At 45.0% G+C, this 16956-nt stretch carries 14 protein-coding genes; 9 read left to right on the top strand and 5 right to left on the bottom strand.

What is annotated here, in order from left to right; translation table 11 throughout:
- Window positions 1–53 precede the first annotated feature (53 nt).
- Entirely contained in the window at window positions 54–383 is a 330-nt protein-coding gene (locus FGL37_RS13480; RefSeq protein ID WP_028072213.1) for a hypothetical protein, read from the bottom strand.
- A gap of 350 nt (window positions 384–733) precedes the next feature.
- Between FGL37_RS13480 and FGL37_RS13485 the strand changes: the two genes are divergently transcribed.
- Window positions 734–1903, top strand: coding sequence for an esterase (locus tag FGL37_RS13485; RefSeq protein WP_028072212.1), 1170 nt, complete (start codon window positions 734–736; stop codon window positions 1901–1903).
- Between the two features lie 64 nt (window positions 1904–1967).
- On the opposite strand, the gene FGL37_RS13490 is transcribed toward FGL37_RS13485, so the two are convergent.
- From FGL37_RS13490 to FGL37_RS13505, 4 genes are all read right to left on the bottom strand, one after another.
- A complete protein-coding gene (locus tag FGL37_RS13490; RefSeq protein WP_028072211.1) occupies window positions 1968–2300 on the bottom strand; it encodes a 2Fe-2S iron-sulfur cluster-binding protein in 333 nt (110 codons plus the stop codon).
- Between the two features lie 73 nt (window positions 2301–2373).
- A complete protein-coding gene (locus FGL37_RS13495) occupies window positions 2374–2604 on the bottom strand; it encodes a thioredoxin domain-containing protein (RefSeq protein ID WP_028072210.1) in 231 nt (76 codons plus the stop codon).
- A gap of 20 nt (window positions 2605–2624) precedes the next feature.
- Window positions 2625–3524 (bottom strand): dihydrodipicolinate synthase family protein, encoded by a 900-nt coding sequence (locus tag FGL37_RS13500; protein ID WP_028072209.1) that lies wholly within the window; start codon window positions 3522–3524, stop codon window positions 2625–2627.
- A 21-nt stretch (window positions 3525–3545) separates the two neighbouring features.
- Window positions 3546–4046, bottom strand: a complete 501-nt coding sequence (locus FGL37_RS13505; protein ID WP_037534515.1) for a cupin domain-containing protein — start codon at window positions 4044–4046, stop codon at window positions 3546–3548.
- A gap of 101 nt (window positions 4047–4147) precedes the next feature.
- Here FGL37_RS13505 and pdxR point away from each other — a divergent pair, with 101 nt between their 5' ends.
- The 8 genes from pdxR (at window position 4148) to FGL37_RS13545 (ending at window position 16956) form a co-directional block, all read left to right on the top strand.
- The gene (gene pdxR / locus FGL37_RS13510; protein ID WP_028072207.1) at window positions 4148–5569 is read left to right on the top strand and encodes a MocR-like pyridoxine biosynthesis transcription factor PdxR; all 1422 of its coding nucleotides are present in this window, start codon (window positions 4148–4150) and stop codon (window positions 5567–5569) included.
- A gap of 255 nt (window positions 5570–5824) precedes the next feature.
- Window positions 5825–6262, top strand: a complete 438-nt coding sequence (locus tag FGL37_RS13515) for a nuclear transport factor 2 family protein (RefSeq protein ID WP_138096834.1) — start codon at window positions 5825–5827, stop codon at window positions 6260–6262.
- 599 nt (window positions 6263–6861) lie between these two features.
- Complete coding sequence (locus FGL37_RS13520) at window positions 6862–7404, top strand: RNA polymerase sigma factor (RefSeq protein ID WP_160169556.1); 543 nt, start codon at window positions 6862–6864, stop codon at window positions 7402–7404.
- Window positions 7405–7558: 154 nt separating this feature from the next.
- The gene (locus tag FGL37_RS13525; protein ID WP_051607348.1) at window positions 7559–8770 is read left to right on the top strand and encodes a FecR family protein; all 1212 of its coding nucleotides are present in this window, start codon (window positions 7559–7561) and stop codon (window positions 8768–8770) included.
- 190 nt (window positions 8771–8960) lie between these two features.
- Window positions 8961–12503: a TonB-dependent receptor gene (locus tag FGL37_RS13530; protein WP_028072205.1), complete on the top strand. Its 3543-nt coding sequence runs from the start codon at window positions 8961–8963 to the stop codon at window positions 12501–12503.
- Between the two features lie 20 nt (window positions 12504–12523).
- On the top strand, window positions 12524–14305 hold the full coding sequence (locus FGL37_RS13535) for a RagB/SusD family nutrient uptake outer membrane protein (protein ID WP_028072204.1): 1782 nt from the start codon (window positions 12524–12526) through the stop codon (window positions 14303–14305).
- 1 nt (window position 14306) lies between these two features.
- The gene (locus FGL37_RS13540) at window positions 14307–15233 is read left to right on the top strand and encodes a sugar phosphate isomerase/epimerase family protein (RefSeq protein ID WP_051607347.1); all 927 of its coding nucleotides are present in this window, start codon (window positions 14307–14309) and stop codon (window positions 15231–15233) included.
- A gap of 25 nt (window positions 15234–15258) precedes the next feature.
- The gene (locus FGL37_RS13545; RefSeq protein ID WP_028072203.1) at window positions 15259–16956 is read left to right on the top strand and encodes a right-handed parallel beta-helix repeat-containing protein; all 1698 of its coding nucleotides are present in this window, start codon (window positions 15259–15261) and stop codon (window positions 16954–16956) included.

Genomic DNA, 16956 nt, shown 5'->3' on the forward strand with positions numbered 1-16956 from the left:
TGAGCCTCGCTTAAATTTTTAAAATTGTATTCGAATAACATTTACTGCTCAGACTACAGCTCGTTATTGGCAAGCATATGTCTGTACATCAGTTTGCAGGTTCCGAAGAATCCTGTGCATGAATTTTCTACATAGGTCTCCGATGTATAGGTGTTTACCACCTGGCCGCTGCTATTGTAAACATGTAGCACGTAAACACATTTTGTTAGCATGTCTTTGGACTCCTTTTTTTCTGCAACTTTAACCTCCGCTTTGGTTTTGGCCAGGTCGTAAGTGGCTGTTTTTGCATTAGCATTTTCTTTGGTGTCTTTTGCTTCCGTACCGGCAAAGGCTGTAGTGGTTAGCGCAGCTACGGCTACCAAGCTCATCATTAATTTTTTCATTTTTTTAATGTTTTTAGTTTAACCATATATACCGCTGAGGGCATATTTTAATTATCTGGTATGAAAATAAGGACAAGAAACGACTTGATTTTGGCCGTTTAGTATTCGCGTGGGTTCATTTATTATTCGCTATTATTTAGCGGATTTTTTGTTTATTGTGTCACTCAAACCTTCACCTTCTCATTCCGGTTTATTTCTTCTTTCACCAATCAATATGGTGTTTTTGGTATGCGGGGCTTTAAGTAGCCAAGAACATTTAAATAGGAGGAAAAAAGAAATAGAATGAACAAAAATGATTATTTTAGAGAAAGGAACTTGTTTACTATTTCAACACATAAAACTTCTGACGCATGAAAAACCTTTTTATCGTTTTATTTCTTTTGATTCAGTTGCCACTCTTGGCACAGCAGGCGCTTTTTAATCCGCAAGAAATCATTTCACCGGAAATCCACAAAGACAACTCAGTGACATTTAGGGTCTTTGCTCCCAATGCCCAAAAAGTGGAACTCTCCGGCGACTGGATGCCCCGAGAAGGGTGGAATATTATCCCCAAAACGATGACCAAGGGGAAAGATAGCATCTGGACGCTGACCAGCCCTCCGCTGCCTTCGGAGTTGTATAGTTATAATGTAATTATCGATGGCGTTAAAACTACCGATCCCAACAACGTATACCTCATTCGGGATGTAAGCTCCATTTTCAACGTCTTTATTGTGGGCGGTGGGAAGGCGGACAACTATTCGGTAAACAACGTGGCGCATGGTACCGTCGCCAAGCGTTGGTATGACTCTCCCGGCAATAAAATGAAAAGAAGAATGACGGTTTATACACCTGCAGGATATGAAACGAGTGGAAAAGATTACCCTGTTCTCTATCTGTTGCATGGCATGGGAGGAGATGAAGAAGCATGGATGGATCTAGGTAGAGCATCACAAATTATGGACAATCTCATTGCCCAGGGAAAAGCCGAGCCAATGATTGTCGTCATGACCAACGGTAATGTTTTTCAGCAAGCTGCACCCGGACAATCGGATAAAGGATTTTATAAACCGACGATGGCCCTGCCACACACTATGGACGGCCAAATGGAAAAGACTTTTGGAGATGTGTTGGATTTTATTAACAGTAATTACCGCGTGAAAAAAGGGAAAGACTACACCGCCATTGCAGGACTTTCCATGGGCGGTTTTCATACCCTTCATATTTCCAGACACTATCCCAATACGTTTGGCTATATGGGCTTGTTTTCAGCCGCAGTGATGCCAAGGTCAGAACAGTTGCCTGAGTTTTACCAAAATTTAAATGAAAGCCTGACGCGCCAAAAAGAAAACGGTTATCACCTTTACTGGATTGCCATGGGCAAAACCGATTTTCTTTACAACGAAATAAAACAATATAGGGCCACGTTGGATCAGCTCAATATGCCTTACGAATATCATGAAAGTGAAGGCGGACACATTTGGGCCAACTGGCGGGATTATCTTACCCTTTTTGTACCTAAATTGTTTAAAGCGCGGTAGTGTTGGTCTAAAGCCCGTAGGCCAGGCTGCTATAGCTGGACCCCACACCTGTCATTGCATTACGTTAGAATTCATCGTAGTTTATCGTAATGCTTTGACTTACTGGAGCGGCCACACAGGCCAGTATCAGTCCTTGTTGGAGATGTGTTTCGGACAATACGAAATTTCGCTTTAACCGTATTTCTCCCTCTTCCAATTTACAGATACACGTGCCACAGGTACCTCTACAGCAGGAATTCGGTACATGTATACCCGCATTTAACAGGGCATCGAGTAACGGTATCTGCCTGTTCCATAAAATATGAGTGGTCGACCCGTTTAAAGTCAGGGTCACTTTCACAGTGTCGCGTAGCTGATCCTTTATGTCAGCGGAGTTACTTGCTTGTTTTTGACTCATTGTATTTCATTATAAATTATTTAGGAAAGCATAAAACCCGAAAGTTAGTGTTGCTTCCGGGCTTTATAATCAACTACTTCAAATCTTCAATTGAAGCGCCGAAGTTGATGTGTAATACATTTCCATTCGCCAATACCAATGCCGGAACAGATCGCACACCAGCCTTTTCAGCATCGTTTACTTTGGCTTTATCTTCTCCCAAATGGATTACTTCAACCTGATTTTCGGGAATGAAACTTAAAATATCCTGTTCTGCACTTACACAGACGGGACAACCTGCATGATAAAAAATAGCCTTTTTCATTTTGCTTTGTTTTTAGAGATTTAACTTTGATAAACTTCGTTTTCTATGGCCGAAAGTATGCCATCCAATTCCGCTATTTCACGTTCACTAAGTGGTTTGATAGGGCTTTTAAGGCCTCCGCCTCCTATTTCCAGCAAATCAAGACCCGCTTTAATGGAACGTGGCAAGCCCTTGGCCACCATGAATTTCAACAGATCAACCTGTTTGTAGAATATAGTTCTCGCTTTATCCAGATCGTTTTGCTGTATGGCATCGTAGAGGGCTAAATTCAGTTCAGGTATCAGGTTGGGCGCCGCTGTGCACCAGCCCCGTGCACCAGCGGACAGTGCGGCTAATGCCAGCGGGTTGGAACCGTTAAAGAAAGCAACGTCTTCACCTAATTCCTTTCTTAGGTAATACATCCGCTGGATATCACCGGTGCTCTCCTTTATCATCGTTACGTTCGGAATTTCCAGTAAACGCTTCAACAATGCAGGCGACATATCCACACCGCCCGTAGCCGGATTGTTGTACGCCATAATAGGAATAGAAATTTTGGACGCTACTTCGTCATAGTGTTTCACAATTTCGTCATCAGTTAATTTCCAATAACTCATCGGGATTATCATGATGGCGGATGCACCTGCTTTTTCGGCGAATTTTGCGTGGTAGACTGTTCGTTCCGTCGTAAGGTTCGAAACACCCACCAATGTAGGTATTCTACCTGCTACCTGTTGCATTGTTGCTTCGGTTATAGCTTCTTTTTCGGAATCATTCAAGTAAGGCATTACGCCTGTGCTTCCAAGAGGGGCGATACCATGGACACCCGCTGTCACCAAGCGCTCTACCTGTTTTTTGAATAAAGGAATATTGATTTGCTCGTTGTTGTCGAACGGTGTAATTGGATAGGCTATTACCCCTTTTAATGGTACATTATTCATTTTATGATCTTATTTTAAAAGTTAAAAATCTCTGCCCTCTTCCTCACGCAATGCTACACCAAGGTTCTGGAGTTGAGGAGCATTTTCGCAGGCGATATATTTGGCCGGTTCGCTGTCACTCAAATTCTGGTGCTGATGCCATGCCCAGGACGGAATGTAAACAGCATCACCTGCTTCCCATTCGACAATTTCATCTTCAACTTTTGTCCAGCCCTTGCCTTCGAGCACATACAATACAGTTTCATACGTGTGGCGATGCAGATGTGTTTTCTGTTCCGGCAATAAACCACCGATGGTCATACTTACATTTTTACTCGGCAGGTCAACGAAGAATACAGGGTGTTTTCTTTCTGCCGAAAACTGGTTGTGCACACCAGCGTTTTCAACATTCTTGTGAATGACGTGTGAGGGCTTTACATAGGTTGGTCTAGCAAAGGTCTGATGAAAGTCTTTAGAGCTGAATTGCTTTTGTTCCTCATGAATTGATTTCTTTACTGCTGTAGCTGCTTCTAATTTTGCCATAATTGAATTTATTTAATGATCTTTTGCACTATTGCACTACAAAAATATCGTATCTTTGGACTGGCATGATGATGCAGTTTTTGTAATAATAGATAGTCCAGATGTTAAGAGATTGGAAATTCGAAATACAGTTAGATGAAAGGTCGGACAAAGCCGTTTACCTGCAAATTGCCGACGCCCTTATAAAAGATATCCATTCGGGAAGGTTAAAGACCGGCGAAGTTTTGCCCGGAAGCAGACATCTGGCACAACTATTAAAAGTCAATCGTAATACGGTTGTGGAAGCCCTTAATGTTCTGCTGATTGAAGGCTGGCTGATTTCTAAAGAAAGGAAAGGTACATTTGTTGCCGATACCTTGCCCGATTTTAAAGACGTGCATGATAACAAGGAGATAATTGCGAACGCAGAGAGCACAGAAAACAAGCATTATCATTTACAGTTTGACGATGGTCACCCCAACAGTAAAATCGCTCCTGTTACGGAACTGGCAAGGGCTTATCGGCAGATTTTCAACCAAAAAGCAAAGTGGCAGATGATGGGTTACGGCGATGAATATGGTGATCTTGAGTTTCGCAAGGCAATTGTTCAAATGCTCAATCACCAAAGAGGGATGCAGATCAGTGAACAAAATATTTGCCTCACCCGGGGCAGTCAAATGGCCATGTACCTCACAGCTCAATGCCTGTTTACCGAAGGGGATTATGTGATGATAGAAAACCCCGGATATAAACCAGCCTGGAAAGCATTTGAACATGCAGGAGCGAGGCTCTTGCCGATAAATGTGGACAAAGATGGTTTGCTGATGGCCGATGTGACGAATTATCTAAAATCCGGTAAAAAGATAAAGGCTATTTACGTTACGCCACACCGCCAATACCCGACTACGGTAACATTGAGCCTAAAAAGAAGACTGGAACTGATACGGCTTTCCAACGAATATGGTTTCACGGTCATAGAAGATGATTATGATAATGAATTTCATTTTGGGTATCGCCCCATATTACCTTTATCAAGTTTCCCGGAGCTAAAAAATTATGTTTACATCGGAACAATGAGTAAAGTTGTCGCACCTGCCCTGCGTATCGGTTATTTAGCCAGCAACAATAGCGATTTGATTGAACAAGTAGGCGATCTGCGTAAAATTATTGATGTGCAGGGTGACAACATTATGGAACAGGCTGTCTTGCAGCTCATCAAAGACGGTACATTAAAACGACATATCAGAAAGGCAACAAATCACTATAAAGCCAAAAAAGATTTCGCAACCAGCCTCCTGGCAAAACACCTCAAAGACAAAGCCAGATTTACCATTCCCGAAGGTGGTCTGGCATTTTGGGTCGTACCCGAAAAACCAGTGAACTGGCAGCAGATTGATACGAAACTAAAAAATAAAGGAATAAAAATTATCACACCAGATGCCTATAGTTTTGGTGAAACTATACACGGTATCCGGCTAGGCTATGGTTCTCTTTCTGAAAAAGATCTGGAAGAAGGGATTATCGCATTGGCTGAATTGTTATAACTGATCTTTCAATCCCTCGACTTCTTCCGTTTTCCAGATGACCTGTTGATACCTCGGTCCAAGTTTGGACCATGTTCACCTCCCCATTTCCACTGTTTACCGAGTTTTCCCGTCCGTTGGTCTAAAACCCATGGGCTGTGGGCGTATTGTGTCGTAATTTTGATTCAGAATCTACAAGGAAATGATGCAACAAATCGATCTCCTTACGACAATTAGAAAAAAAACAAGAAACTAACAATATAAAATAAAGACATTATGACAACTCTAGTAAAAACATTCGCAGCAGCAGCCCTGATCGCAGTATCCACATTCACTATGGCCGCTGAAGGACCCGGTTCAAAGTCCGCAAAAGCAAACGTTAACCTTTCTACGGCAGACTTCGCCCTTGACCACTATGTTGCGGTCACCACCGAAGGCGAGACGGCAGGTGTGGAGCAGCTATTTGCTGCAGATTTCAGCCAGAAGGCTAACGCAGCTACCAACGGACGTAGTGCGGTTGTTAACTTCTTCAAAAAGCAAAAAGGAGAGAAGCTGGACTGTAAAGTGGCCACCGATATCCTCGAAGAGTCTGCAGATTATATGGTCGCTAAAGTAACGTTGAAATTTGAAAATTTCACCAAGACCGACCTGGTGACTTTGGTGCGCGAAGGTGACAGCTGGAAGGTTTCGAGATCAATCCACTCGTATAAATAACTGAGCGTTTAGTCAAATATATATGTTGTAGAGCCACATCCGGAGATGTGGCTTTTTTACGTCAAAAGGGCCTGATGTTGATCAGACCCTTTCTCTTAGCGTTGTTCTGTACAGTAATTTTTATGTTTCTTATCGTTTCCTCTTTTTTGTTTCGTCATCCAATGTGTTTGAATACTATTGGATTTTCACTGTACGACGCCAATTTTATGTTGAACCTTTCTTTCGAAAGGAGCTTGTAGCCGTTTTGTATAGTAAGAACAACGGCTACTTTGAAATAGTTTTAATAGCGTGATTTTTTTTGTTCCATGAAAAAATAAAACGTATCAGTCAAAAAGAGAGAATCAATCGGAATATAATAAGGGGCTAGCACTATACATTATCTTAATTTAATACCAGTGAAATGTGAAAGTTCAGCCTTATTTCAAGCAGTGACAGCAATCAATGTAGCTGGAAAGCTCTGTTTTTTTTATAGCGCGACAAAGCTCGATATTATGGATATTAATGTTAATTTTATATGAAATTAACATCTGTTAGGTTAATTTGCATCAATTAAATATACCGAATTCATGATCGCTGGGCTGAAACATATTTCCATTTCAATGGATGATTTCCTCTTATTACAAGCTGGGGATCAGTCTGTTTTTGGTGTTGTGTTTAATTATTATCAGCCGATTATCTATTTTAAAGTCAGGCAGCTCTGTAAAAACGATAGTGATGCAGAGGAGGTCACACAGGAAGTTTTCATTGAATTTTATTTAAAAAGAATGCAGCTTTCCGGTCCGGAAGCCATTTTCCCCTTTCTATTTGCTATTTCAAAAAGAATGGCCATATCCAATTTCCGCAAATCGCTGGTCCGGTCCAATTATCTGCAGTCGCTTCAGCACACCTGGCTTGAAAATTCCTTTTCGCTGCAGGATGAATTGGAGGGCAAAGAGCTACAGGTCATCCTAGAATCCATTATTGAACAACTGCCGCCACAGCAGCAGGCAATTTACCGACGGAGCAAGTTTGAAGACCAATCTTATCAGGAAATTGCCGATGAGGAAGGACTCTCCAAAAATACGGTGCGCAATCACCTCAGCCTCGCCTCGAAATTTGTCCGGTTCAAGCTGGACAAAATCCTGTCTATCTTTTTTTTGTAAGCAGCTTGAGTTTGCATTCGATTTTTTATTAGCCCATTTAGCAATCCCGGGGGGTAAAAAACGGCATCTATAATCCTTTTCAAAAAAAAAATATTTTTCTATTGGTACTTTTTCAGGGTTCGCGCGATTATGTAGTTGAAATCGATCCAAAGGAATGAACCAAATTGAACAATACAGCCAATTAATACGCAAATATCTTGCTGATCAAGCCAGTAAAGAAGAACGGGCACAGCTTCAGGAATTAATGGATGATCCCGTATTTCTTCAGGTTTGGGAGAAAGTCTGGCGGGAGAACTCGTACCCGGTACAGCCCGCAGCATACCCTGATCCGCACCGGATGCTGGAAAATATATTGGCCGATCCCCGAATTGCAACATCGGCATCTACTCCCCAAAGGACCACAGATGGACATTTTAATTTCAGGAGAAATTGGTGGCAGGTTGCGGCAGTCTTTCTTGCGTTATGCGGTGCAGTGCTATGGGGCTACTACAACTTTTATACCGAGGAAACACAACCGAAAGAGCAGCTGTCTAAGGTGTCGATCGTACCGGGCTCAGATAAAGCCATGATCATACTTGAAGATGGAAAACAGATCGATCTCAGTTTGCTCCGTGCGGATACGGTACTTGACCAAGGGGAATATTTGATTACCAAAGATAATAAAGGTCAAATCAGCTATCGGCTCAAGGACAGCAGGTCACAGGCAAGTAGCGTCGTCTACAACACCATCATTACGCCCCGGGGCGGGGAATATACGCTCAGGATGGCTGACGGAAGTCTTGTGCAGCTCAATGCAGGCAGTAAGATCAAATATCCCGTAAAATTTGATGCGAAGCTGCGGTCGGTGCAGCTCGAAGGGGAAGCTTATTTTGAAGTGGCTAAAATGGATGTTAAAGGCAAAAGGGTACCTTTTATTGTGCAAAGTGGAGGACAGACACTCGAGGTCCTGGGAACACACTTTAACATCAAGAGTTTTGGTGATCACATCGTTACCACGTTGGTAGAAGGGAAAGTCAAGCTCTCTTTTGCCGATGCTGCCCTAAAAGAACAAGTCCTTGCGCCCAATGATCAGGTCGTTTTCGATAAAAGTCGCAGGAATGTGAAAAAGGAGCAAGTGGATCCGTTCTATAGCCTTGCCTGGAAAAATGGAAATTTCGCCTTTGATAATGCATCCATTCAAACGGTCATGGACGAGGTAGCTCGCTGGTATGATGTCGAGATCAGTTACGGAGACAAGCTGCAGGGACAGCACTTCTCGGGGACTATCTCCCGCTATGAAAATATCGATAAACTATTGAAAACAATTGCTTTCGCCGGTGGCGTACATTTCGAACGTAAAGGAAGGAGGATATATGTGCTAAACTAACGCTGATGAGAAGGGAAGCATATATAACAATCAGGAGCGCGCCAACGCCCCTGAAAGTTTTGTCTTTTTCTCGACATGGATGAATAGTAAAACCGTTAAATTTTATCTCAACCGAATGCAATTTAATAAAAAAAAATTGATCGGACCGACCCTATTATGTCAGGTAAGATCCCAGAAAATACCAATTTCTATGAAATTGTCATTAGCAATTCCTCTCTTGTTCGCTGCCAATTTACAGCTGCACGCATTTTCATTTGGCCAGACCGTCAATCTGAAGCGGAACAATGTAAAGGTGAGTGCGGTCCTGAAAGAACTGCAGAAGCAAAGTGGATACAACATTTTTTACAACGAATCGCTGATCGCAAAAGACGACCGTATCAGCGTCAGCTACCACAATATCTCTTTTGAAGAAGCCTTGAAAGATCTATTGGCCCAGCTGCAGTTATCTTATGTCAAAGCGGATAAAAATATTGTCTTGAACAAAAGAACGGATCAGGCTGTTGGCCAGGCGTCGGCTACGGAGGCTCCGCAGCTGTACCCGGTCAAAGGGTTTGTCAAAGACGAGCAGGGCCGGCCGTTGGACAATGTTACTATCAGTGAAAAAGGCAAAAAGGAGAAAACGCTCAGTCGCGAGGATGGCAGCTTTCAGATCCAGGTCAGCAGCCGTGATGCCATACTTGTATTTACGATGGTTGGCTATGAGCCGCTGGAAATGGCGCTGGCACAGCAGTCAACCTTGCATGTGACCATGAAGCCTGCCATCAATGCAATGGAAGAAGTGGTCGTCGTGGGATATGGTGTGCAGAAAAAAGCCAATCTGACGGGTGCCGTGTCGCAGGTCAATGCGGATGATATCGCGCTACGACCAAGTGCGAACATTGCAGGTACGCTCCAGGGACTTATGCCCGGCCTGAATATCCAGCTCAACAACGGAGATCCATCCAAGACACCCGATATCAATGTGCGGGGATTCAATTCCATCAACGAGGGCGGCCCGCTGGTATTGATCGACGGGATCGAAGGGAATATTACTCGGGTCAACCCCAATGATATTGAAAGTGTTTCTGTGCTGAAAGATGCCGCTTCGGCGGCCATTTATGGAGCCCGTGGTGCTTTTGGTGTCATCTTGGTGACCACAAAAAAAGGAAAGGCAGGGACAGTGAAGGTGGATTATGTCAATAATTTTGCCTGGACTACACCGGCCTCCCGTACCGACTATATCTCCGATCCCTATGTCTACGGGAAAACAGTAGATGCTGCACTGTATGGTTATAACGGCAGTTCCTATACACGTTACAATGCAATGGACTGGGAAGCGATCAAAATGGTAGCTGCAGGGGAGATTGCGCCCTTTCATGAGAAGCAGGCAGACGGAACCTATAAGTTTTTCTATAAGACCAACTGGTGGGATTACCTATTTAAAAAATATCAGCCCTCCAACTTCCATAATATCGCCATTTCAGGTGGCAGTGAAAAGTTGAAAGCCTATCTCTCCGGCCGTGTATTTAAACGCGAAACGATCAATAATATCAATGACGATGCGAATATGGACCGCCAGAATATGAAATCCAATTTGGTATTCACACCCAACAGCTGGTTGGAAATTTCAAACAATACGCAGTTCATCAACGAAAAGGATAAAGAATATGGAGGCTACAGCAATGGTCTGGGGGGGCTTTGGAGTACGACGACCTGGTATAATCTGATGCCTTTTTACCCTAATTTTGTCGATGGTATTCCAACGGATATCGGTGTGGGTACTGGCGGTCAGGGAGCCAATGCAGGGCTGGAATCGGGAAAAAGCTGGGAGGTACGCAATAGTGAAGAGTTTACCAATACCTTCCGTGTCCTGCTCAAGCCATTGAAAGGCCTACAGGTAAATTTTGATTATAGCAACCGTATCGAAAACTTTTCACGGAGCACACGCCTCAACCCCTTCAGTTACTACTCGGGCAACAAACTCAATTATACAACTGCCGGCCTCAACCGTCTGACAGAATACCGCTGGAAAGACAAGTATAACGCGATGAACCTGTTTGCGACCTACGAAAAAAATGTGGCGCAGAAGCATCAGTTCAAATTATTGGTGGGCTACAATCAGGAATCCTTTGACCGGGACCGTATCGCCGGAGCCATGGACGACCTGCTGATCGAGGATCTTTCCAACCTGGCGCTGGGGACTTCCATGTACAGCCTGAGCGGCACAGCTGAAAATTGGGCTATTCAGGGCGTATTTGGCCGTTTTAATTATGCCTACGACAATAAATACCTGCTGGAAATAAATTCACGGTATGATGGTTCATCACGGTTTCCTAGCGGGAGCCGATGGGGATTTTTCCCCTCAGTTTCATTAGGTTGGCAGCTGGATCGTGAGCACTTTTGGGAATCGATCAAAGGCACTATACCTACCTTAAAGCTCAGAGCTTCGTATGGCAAGCTCGGCAACCAGACTGTAGGGGTCAATACCTTTAAGGAATTGATGACCGTGCAGCAGTTGGCCTGGCTAAATGGGGGCTCCCGTCTTATTGGGGCAAGTACGCCGGCACCATTGCCGAACGTCGTCACCTGGGAACGGACCAAAAGCATTGACTTCGGTGTTGATCTTGGACTGATCCAGAACAAGCTAAATGTCAATTTTGACTGGTATCAGAAAGATGTCGAAGGCATGTATCTCCCGGGACAGCCGCTTCCAGCAGTATTTGGAGCTAATGAACCCCGTGAAAACTACGCTGCTTTGCGTAATAAAGGTTTTGAAGTGGGGGTAAGCTACCAGGACAAGTTTGACCTTGCCGGTTCACCCTTTCGCTTCAACATCGCTGTGAATACCACCAATTTTAAAGGGATCATTACGAAATATAATAATCCACAGGGCTTGTTGAGTTCCTATTACGAAGGACAGGTACTGGGGCAGATCTGGGGATACCATATCGACGGACAGTTTCAGTCCGACGCGGAGGCATTGAGCTACCAGAATAGTTTCCAGGACCCGCAATTGTCCCTCTCTAAAGTATATAACGATATTCTGAGTGTATCGCAAAATAGTGAGTGGAATATGTTGCGCGGTGGCGATGTGAAATACGTAGATCTCAATGGTGATGGCCGTATCGACAAAGGCGACAACACGCTTGCCAACCACGGTGATATTAAACCCATTGGCAATGCCATGCCGAAATTTCCATTTGGTATCAATATGAGTGCTTCCTGGAATAATTTTGATCTCTCGGCGGCATTTGCCGGTGTTGCCAAACAAGATTGGTACCCGACAGGGGATTTATACTGGGGTTCCTATCAGCGGCCATATCTTTCCTTTGTACGTAAAGACCTGGTAGATAATGCATGGACTCCGGACAAGAAAGCGAATAGGTATCCACAGATCTATCGGGGATACTCGTCCTTGCAGAGCGGAAGGTCGCTATATGAATTGAACGATTATTACCTGACCAATGTCGGGTTCCTGCGGATGAAAAATTTTACGTTGGGCTACACCCTGCCACAGCAATGGACACGGCGCTATAAAGTTGAAAAACTGCGGTTTTACTTCAGTGGCGAGAATCTGTTGACCTGGAACTTTGGCAATCTGACCAAGTATATAGATCCCGAACAGGCAGGTGCAATGATCAATTATAATTCGCCCGCAAGTGCCAATGATCCTGCGGACTCCTCGGAGCGGGGGCTGCTGCGGGACTATCCCATGGGTAAAACCTATTCTTTTGGTTTAATGCTTACGCTTTAATACTCGACAACGCAATGATAATGAAACTTACAACAAACACCTATAAACTACTTGGTCTGTTGATCTTACTATCGCTGGCAGCTTGTCAGAAAGATTATTTGGACCGTCCTTCGGAGGACCAGGTGGAAGCACCCTATTTTTTCAATACAGCAAAGGATCTGGAGGTTGCCACCAATGATTTTTACACCTTTCTGCCCAATGAATCCTGGTATACAAACGATGGGAGTTCGGACAATATGATCCCCCTCACGGTGGCCGACCGGATCAAGGGCAATCGAACTGTCCCCGTGGGAAGCGGCTCGGGCGGTTGGTCCTGGAGCCAGTTGCGCAAGATCAATTATTTTCTGGCCAACTATCATAAAGTTCCCGACGCTGCGGCACAAAAAAAATACAGTGGCATAGCCCGTTTTTTTAGAGCAAATTTTTATTACGATAAGGTGAAAACTTTTGGTGACGTACCTTGGTATGGAAAGGTGCTGAGCGCCAAAGATGAAGACCTTTTCAAGGCCAGGGACTCACGGCAGCTGGTGATGGATTCCATTATGGCTGACCTGGACTATGCGATCGAAAATATACCAGCCGAAAAACAGCTTAACTTGATCACCAAATACACGGCACTGCTGCTGAAAGCCAGGGTGGCGCTCTTTGAAGGAACATTTAGAAAATACCATCAGATCGCGGGACATGAAAAGTTCCTGAATGAGGCGGTCAGCGCATCGGCCGAACTGATGAATAGTGGAGCCTATACCTTGTACAGCCAGGGGGGAGCAGATCAAGCCTATCGGAATCTGTTCGCCCGCAATAATCAGGATCAGGTGGAGACTATTCTTGCCATTGATTTTGAACTGGGTATGCGTGTTCATGGCCTTGGCTATTCCTTTACCTCAGCAACTTCAGGAGCCTACGGTATCGCCAAAGATATGATCAATAGCTATCTGATGAAGGATGGGAGCCGCTTTACCGATAGATCGGGTTACAAGACCATGGAGTTCTATCAGGAAATGCAAAATAGAGATCCAAGGCTTACACAGACAACTGCAGGGCCAGACTTCCGTGCTAATGGAGAAACAGCAAATGAGCCTGTCAACTTGACGATCACCACGACAGGCTACCGTCTGATCAAGGCGTTGCCTGATAAATTGCAATGGGGCGTATCGGCCTCCTATTTTGATGTCATCTTATTCCGTTATGCGGAGGCACTGCTGATCCATGCCGAAGCGAAAGCCGAACTTGGGACCATCAGCCAAAGTGACCTCGACCTGACGGTCAATAAGCTGCGTAGCCGTGCGGGCATGCCGATGCTATCCCTCGCTGAAGCGAATGCTAACCCCGATCCTTATTTGCTGGCCATGTATCCCAATGTCGATGCTGGTGCATTCAGGGGCGTTCTGCTGGAAATACGGCGCGAAAGACGGATCGAATTGTTCAACGAAGGGCAGCGCTGGGATGACTTAATGCGCTGGAAGGCCGGATCTAAACTCAATCAGCCTATTGTCGGGGTTTATTTTCCCGGCGTTGGAGCCTATGATTTTACAGGGGATGGCAAGGCCGATGTGTATGTCCATACAGGCAATACATCAGGTGCACCGGGTACGGTGACCACATTGATCAATATCAATCAGCGGACACTTTGGGACCCTATTTCAAATACCCAGAACGCCAATAAAGGCTCACTTGATCCCTTTTATCAACGGGGTAAGTTTGATGAAAAACGCGATTACTATGCACCGATCCCGATTGAAGATATCCAGTTAAACCCAAATTTGAAACAAAATCCTGAATGGGAGAAATTATACCGATAACATGAAACAACTTATTTTTATAGCGATCCTCTGTTGTCTATTGATCCCCGGATATACCTACTGTCAAAAACAGGGTGGACCTGATTATGCCGTTGGCTATTCGCTCGATATCCGGAAGATAGCATTGGAAAAACTAAAGGCAGACAAAGCAGCAGGTATGGACTATATCGAGATCGCGGGGCTCGGAAGCTTTGTCAATGCAGACCTCAGTTTAAAGATTCCACAGCATGAATGGTTGCTTAAATGCGATTCGTTGGCCATTGTACTGAAAAAAGCCGCGGTGAAGGTATGGTCTGTCCATATGCCCTTTTCCGCCAAAATAGATATCTCTGCGCTGGACGAACAGCAGCGGCAGCAGGTGATCCGTATGCATTTGCAGCTGCTGGAAGGCCTTTACCGTCTTCATCCGCAGGTCATCCTGTTTCACCCTTCCTATTACCTCGAGCCCAACAAACGTGCGGCCCGGAAGGATCAGCTGGTACGTTCTGTCAAGGAGTTGTACCCGGCAGTGGCTAAGGCTGGGCGGCAGCTCGTCATCGAAAATATGCTGGGGCCTTCGCTGACGGTGGGTGAGCGGGAGCGGCCCCTGCTGCGGACCGTGGAAGAATGTCAGGAACTTTTCGCGCGCTTTCCTGATCAGGTCGGCATTGCCGTCGATATGAACCATATTGCGCATCCCGAGCGCCTGCTCTTGGCTTTTGGGGCGCGCGTCAAGACACTGCATGTCGCGGATGGGGATGGAACCAAGGAAAGTCACTATTTACCCTGTAATGGCAAAGGTCAGAATGACTGGAATACCATATTGGCCACACTGGAAAAAATTAAATATAAAGGTGTATTCATGTTTGAGTGTCATTATGAAACGACAATGCAGCTGGTCCAATGTTACCGTCAGCTGCAGCAGAATTATAGGAACACAAAACAATAAGTAGGTTCAAAAAACATTGATTATAATGAAAAAATCGTTATATATTTTTATGGTCCTTTTGTATGCCCTAGGCATACAGAGCTGTAAAAAAGATAAAGTCGAGAGTGAGCAGCGGCTCCTGATCGATCGGGATTATATGGAAGTCGGCAGTAGGGCCGATACCTATCAATTGGACATTTTGGCAAATGCGACCGTTACCGTAAGCAGCGACAAAGACTGGATCAAACTCGATAGTACGGTGTATCCCAAGGGGAAAAATAAGATTCGGTTTTCTGTTGATAAAAATTCGGAAGACGAACGTTCGGCGACTTTGCTGCTCAGGCTGAACGATAATCTATCGCAGGAGATCTTGATCTTGCAGGAATCCGGAAAAGTGCCCGTTTTTTATGTGACTCCTGCAGGCAGAGGGGATGGCAGTTCGTGGAGTAGTGCTACTGACCTCGATCAGGCACTCGAAAAAGCAACGACAGGCAGTACGTTATTCCTGGCCGAGGGAACCTATGTTCCAACGCGGACCATTCGCAATGGTGATGTGAATGAGGAATCGGACAAAACCATAGAGATCGCAAAAAATATCAGCCTGATCGGCGGATATGCGGCCAATGCCAAACCTGGAGATCAGCCCAATCCGGCCTTGTATAAAACCATCTTTCAGGGAAAGCTTTCCAGCGGAAAATCGGTGTTCCACACCGTCACTGTGACGGCGACCGCGGATCCTGAAAATCAGGTGACGCTTGAAAACATCAGCATCAGAGGGGGAAATGCCACCGATCGTAGTGCGAGTACAACCATCAATAACGTCAAATTCAGCCGTGGCCAAGGGGGCGGTATGTTGATTGGCATGGCCAGGGTCTTGCTCAAAAATGTGGATGTGGTCGACAATAAAGCGACCGCAGATAAGGGGACCGCAGGTTTTGCTGCCGGCATCTACGCATTTGCAGGTGCCCAGCTCAGGTTGGAAAACTGTCGCATCAACAATAATAGCAACAGCGGAAATAACGGTGGCGGACTATGGATCGCCGATGGTTCACTGATTGCCTACGATAGCCAGTTTAATCACAATAGTGCCAAAGGCACCGCAGGGGGCTTGCACGCCTATCCAAATGCAGCTATTACACTCTATAATTGTGAGGTGATCGGCAATTCAAATACATCCTATGGAGCAGGCGTTTATCTGCGTGAAAAGTCAAAAGGGATATTTGTTAATTGCCTGCTGGCTGAAAATTCGAGCACATCAGCCAATGGCGGCGGCGGACTGATGCTGTATGATAATAGTCAGGCAGACGTGATCAGTACAACCATTACCAAGAATACCGTTGTTGGTCCCGGCGGTGGGGTCTATCGTCGCAGCAATGTCAACAACCTGACTTTGATCAATTCGATTGTATCAGGCAATACCCAGGCGGGCAGTTCTACCGATGTTGATGCCTATTCAGATAACATTGCTGTCGTGCCAAGGATACAGCACACGGTTGCTGCGCAAGCGGTGTATGGCGCTGATGGAAGCATTGTTCCAAAAGTAAGTTTTGAACCTGCGACCATGCTGAATCCAGATTATCTACCTATCGGTGCCGAAAATCCGTCCATGAGCTATGGTCTAAATTCGGCAGGACTGCTGGAGCTTGCCAAGAAATACACGCCGGCATTGGACGATAGTCGCATGCAACAAGATATCAATAATAACCCGCGTTCTTCCAGCTGGATGGGCGCAAAAGTGAAATAA

The organism is Sphingobacterium thalpophilum (genome assembly GCF_901482695.1).
Lineage (GTDB): Bacteria > Bacteroidota > Bacteroidia > Sphingobacteriales > Sphingobacteriaceae > Sphingobacterium > Sphingobacterium thalpophilum.

Coding starts and splice junctions, on each gene's coding strand:
- FGL37_RS13480 (WP_028072213.1), bottom strand. CDS start 383: ATGAAAAAATTAATGATGAGCTTGGTAGCCGTAGCTGCGCTAACCACT.
- FGL37_RS13485 (WP_028072212.1), top strand. CDS start 734: ATGAAAAACCTTTTTATCGTTTTATTTCTTTTGATTCAGTTGCCACTC.
- FGL37_RS13490 (WP_028072211.1), bottom strand. CDS start 2,300: ATGAGTCAAAAACAAGCAAGTAACTCCGCTGACATAAAGGATCAGCTA.
- FGL37_RS13495 (WP_028072210.1), bottom strand. CDS start 2,604: ATGAAAAAGGCTATTTTTTATCATGCAGGTTGTCCCGTCTGTGTAAGT.
- FGL37_RS13500 (WP_028072209.1), bottom strand. CDS start 3,524: ATGAATAATGTACCATTAAAAGGGGTAATAGCCTATCCAATTACACCG.
- FGL37_RS13505 (WP_037534515.1), bottom strand. CDS start 4,046: ATGGCAAAATTAGAAGCAGCTACAGCAGTAAAGAAATCAATTCATGAG.
- pdxR (WP_028072207.1), top strand. CDS start 4,148: ATGTTAAGAGATTGGAAATTCGAAATACAGTTAGATGAAAGGTCGGAC.
- FGL37_RS13515 (WP_138096834.1), top strand. CDS start 5,825: ATGACAACTCTAGTAAAAACATTCGCAGCAGCAGCCCTGATCGCAGTA.
- FGL37_RS13520 (WP_160169556.1), top strand. CDS start 6,862: ATGGATGATTTCCTCTTATTACAAGCTGGGGATCAGTCTGTTTTTGGT.
- FGL37_RS13525 (WP_051607348.1), top strand. CDS start 7,559: ATGAACCAAATTGAACAATACAGCCAATTAATACGCAAATATCTTGCT.
- FGL37_RS13530 (WP_028072205.1), top strand. CDS start 8,961: ATGAAATTGTCATTAGCAATTCCTCTCTTGTTCGCTGCCAATTTACAG.
- FGL37_RS13535 (WP_028072204.1), top strand. CDS start 12,524: ATGAAACTTACAACAAACACCTATAAACTACTTGGTCTGTTGATCTTA.
- FGL37_RS13540 (WP_051607347.1), top strand. CDS start 14,307: ATGAAACAACTTATTTTTATAGCGATCCTCTGTTGTCTATTGATCCCC.
- FGL37_RS13545 (WP_028072203.1), top strand. CDS start 15,259: ATGAAAAAATCGTTATATATTTTTATGGTCCTTTTGTATGCCCTAGGC.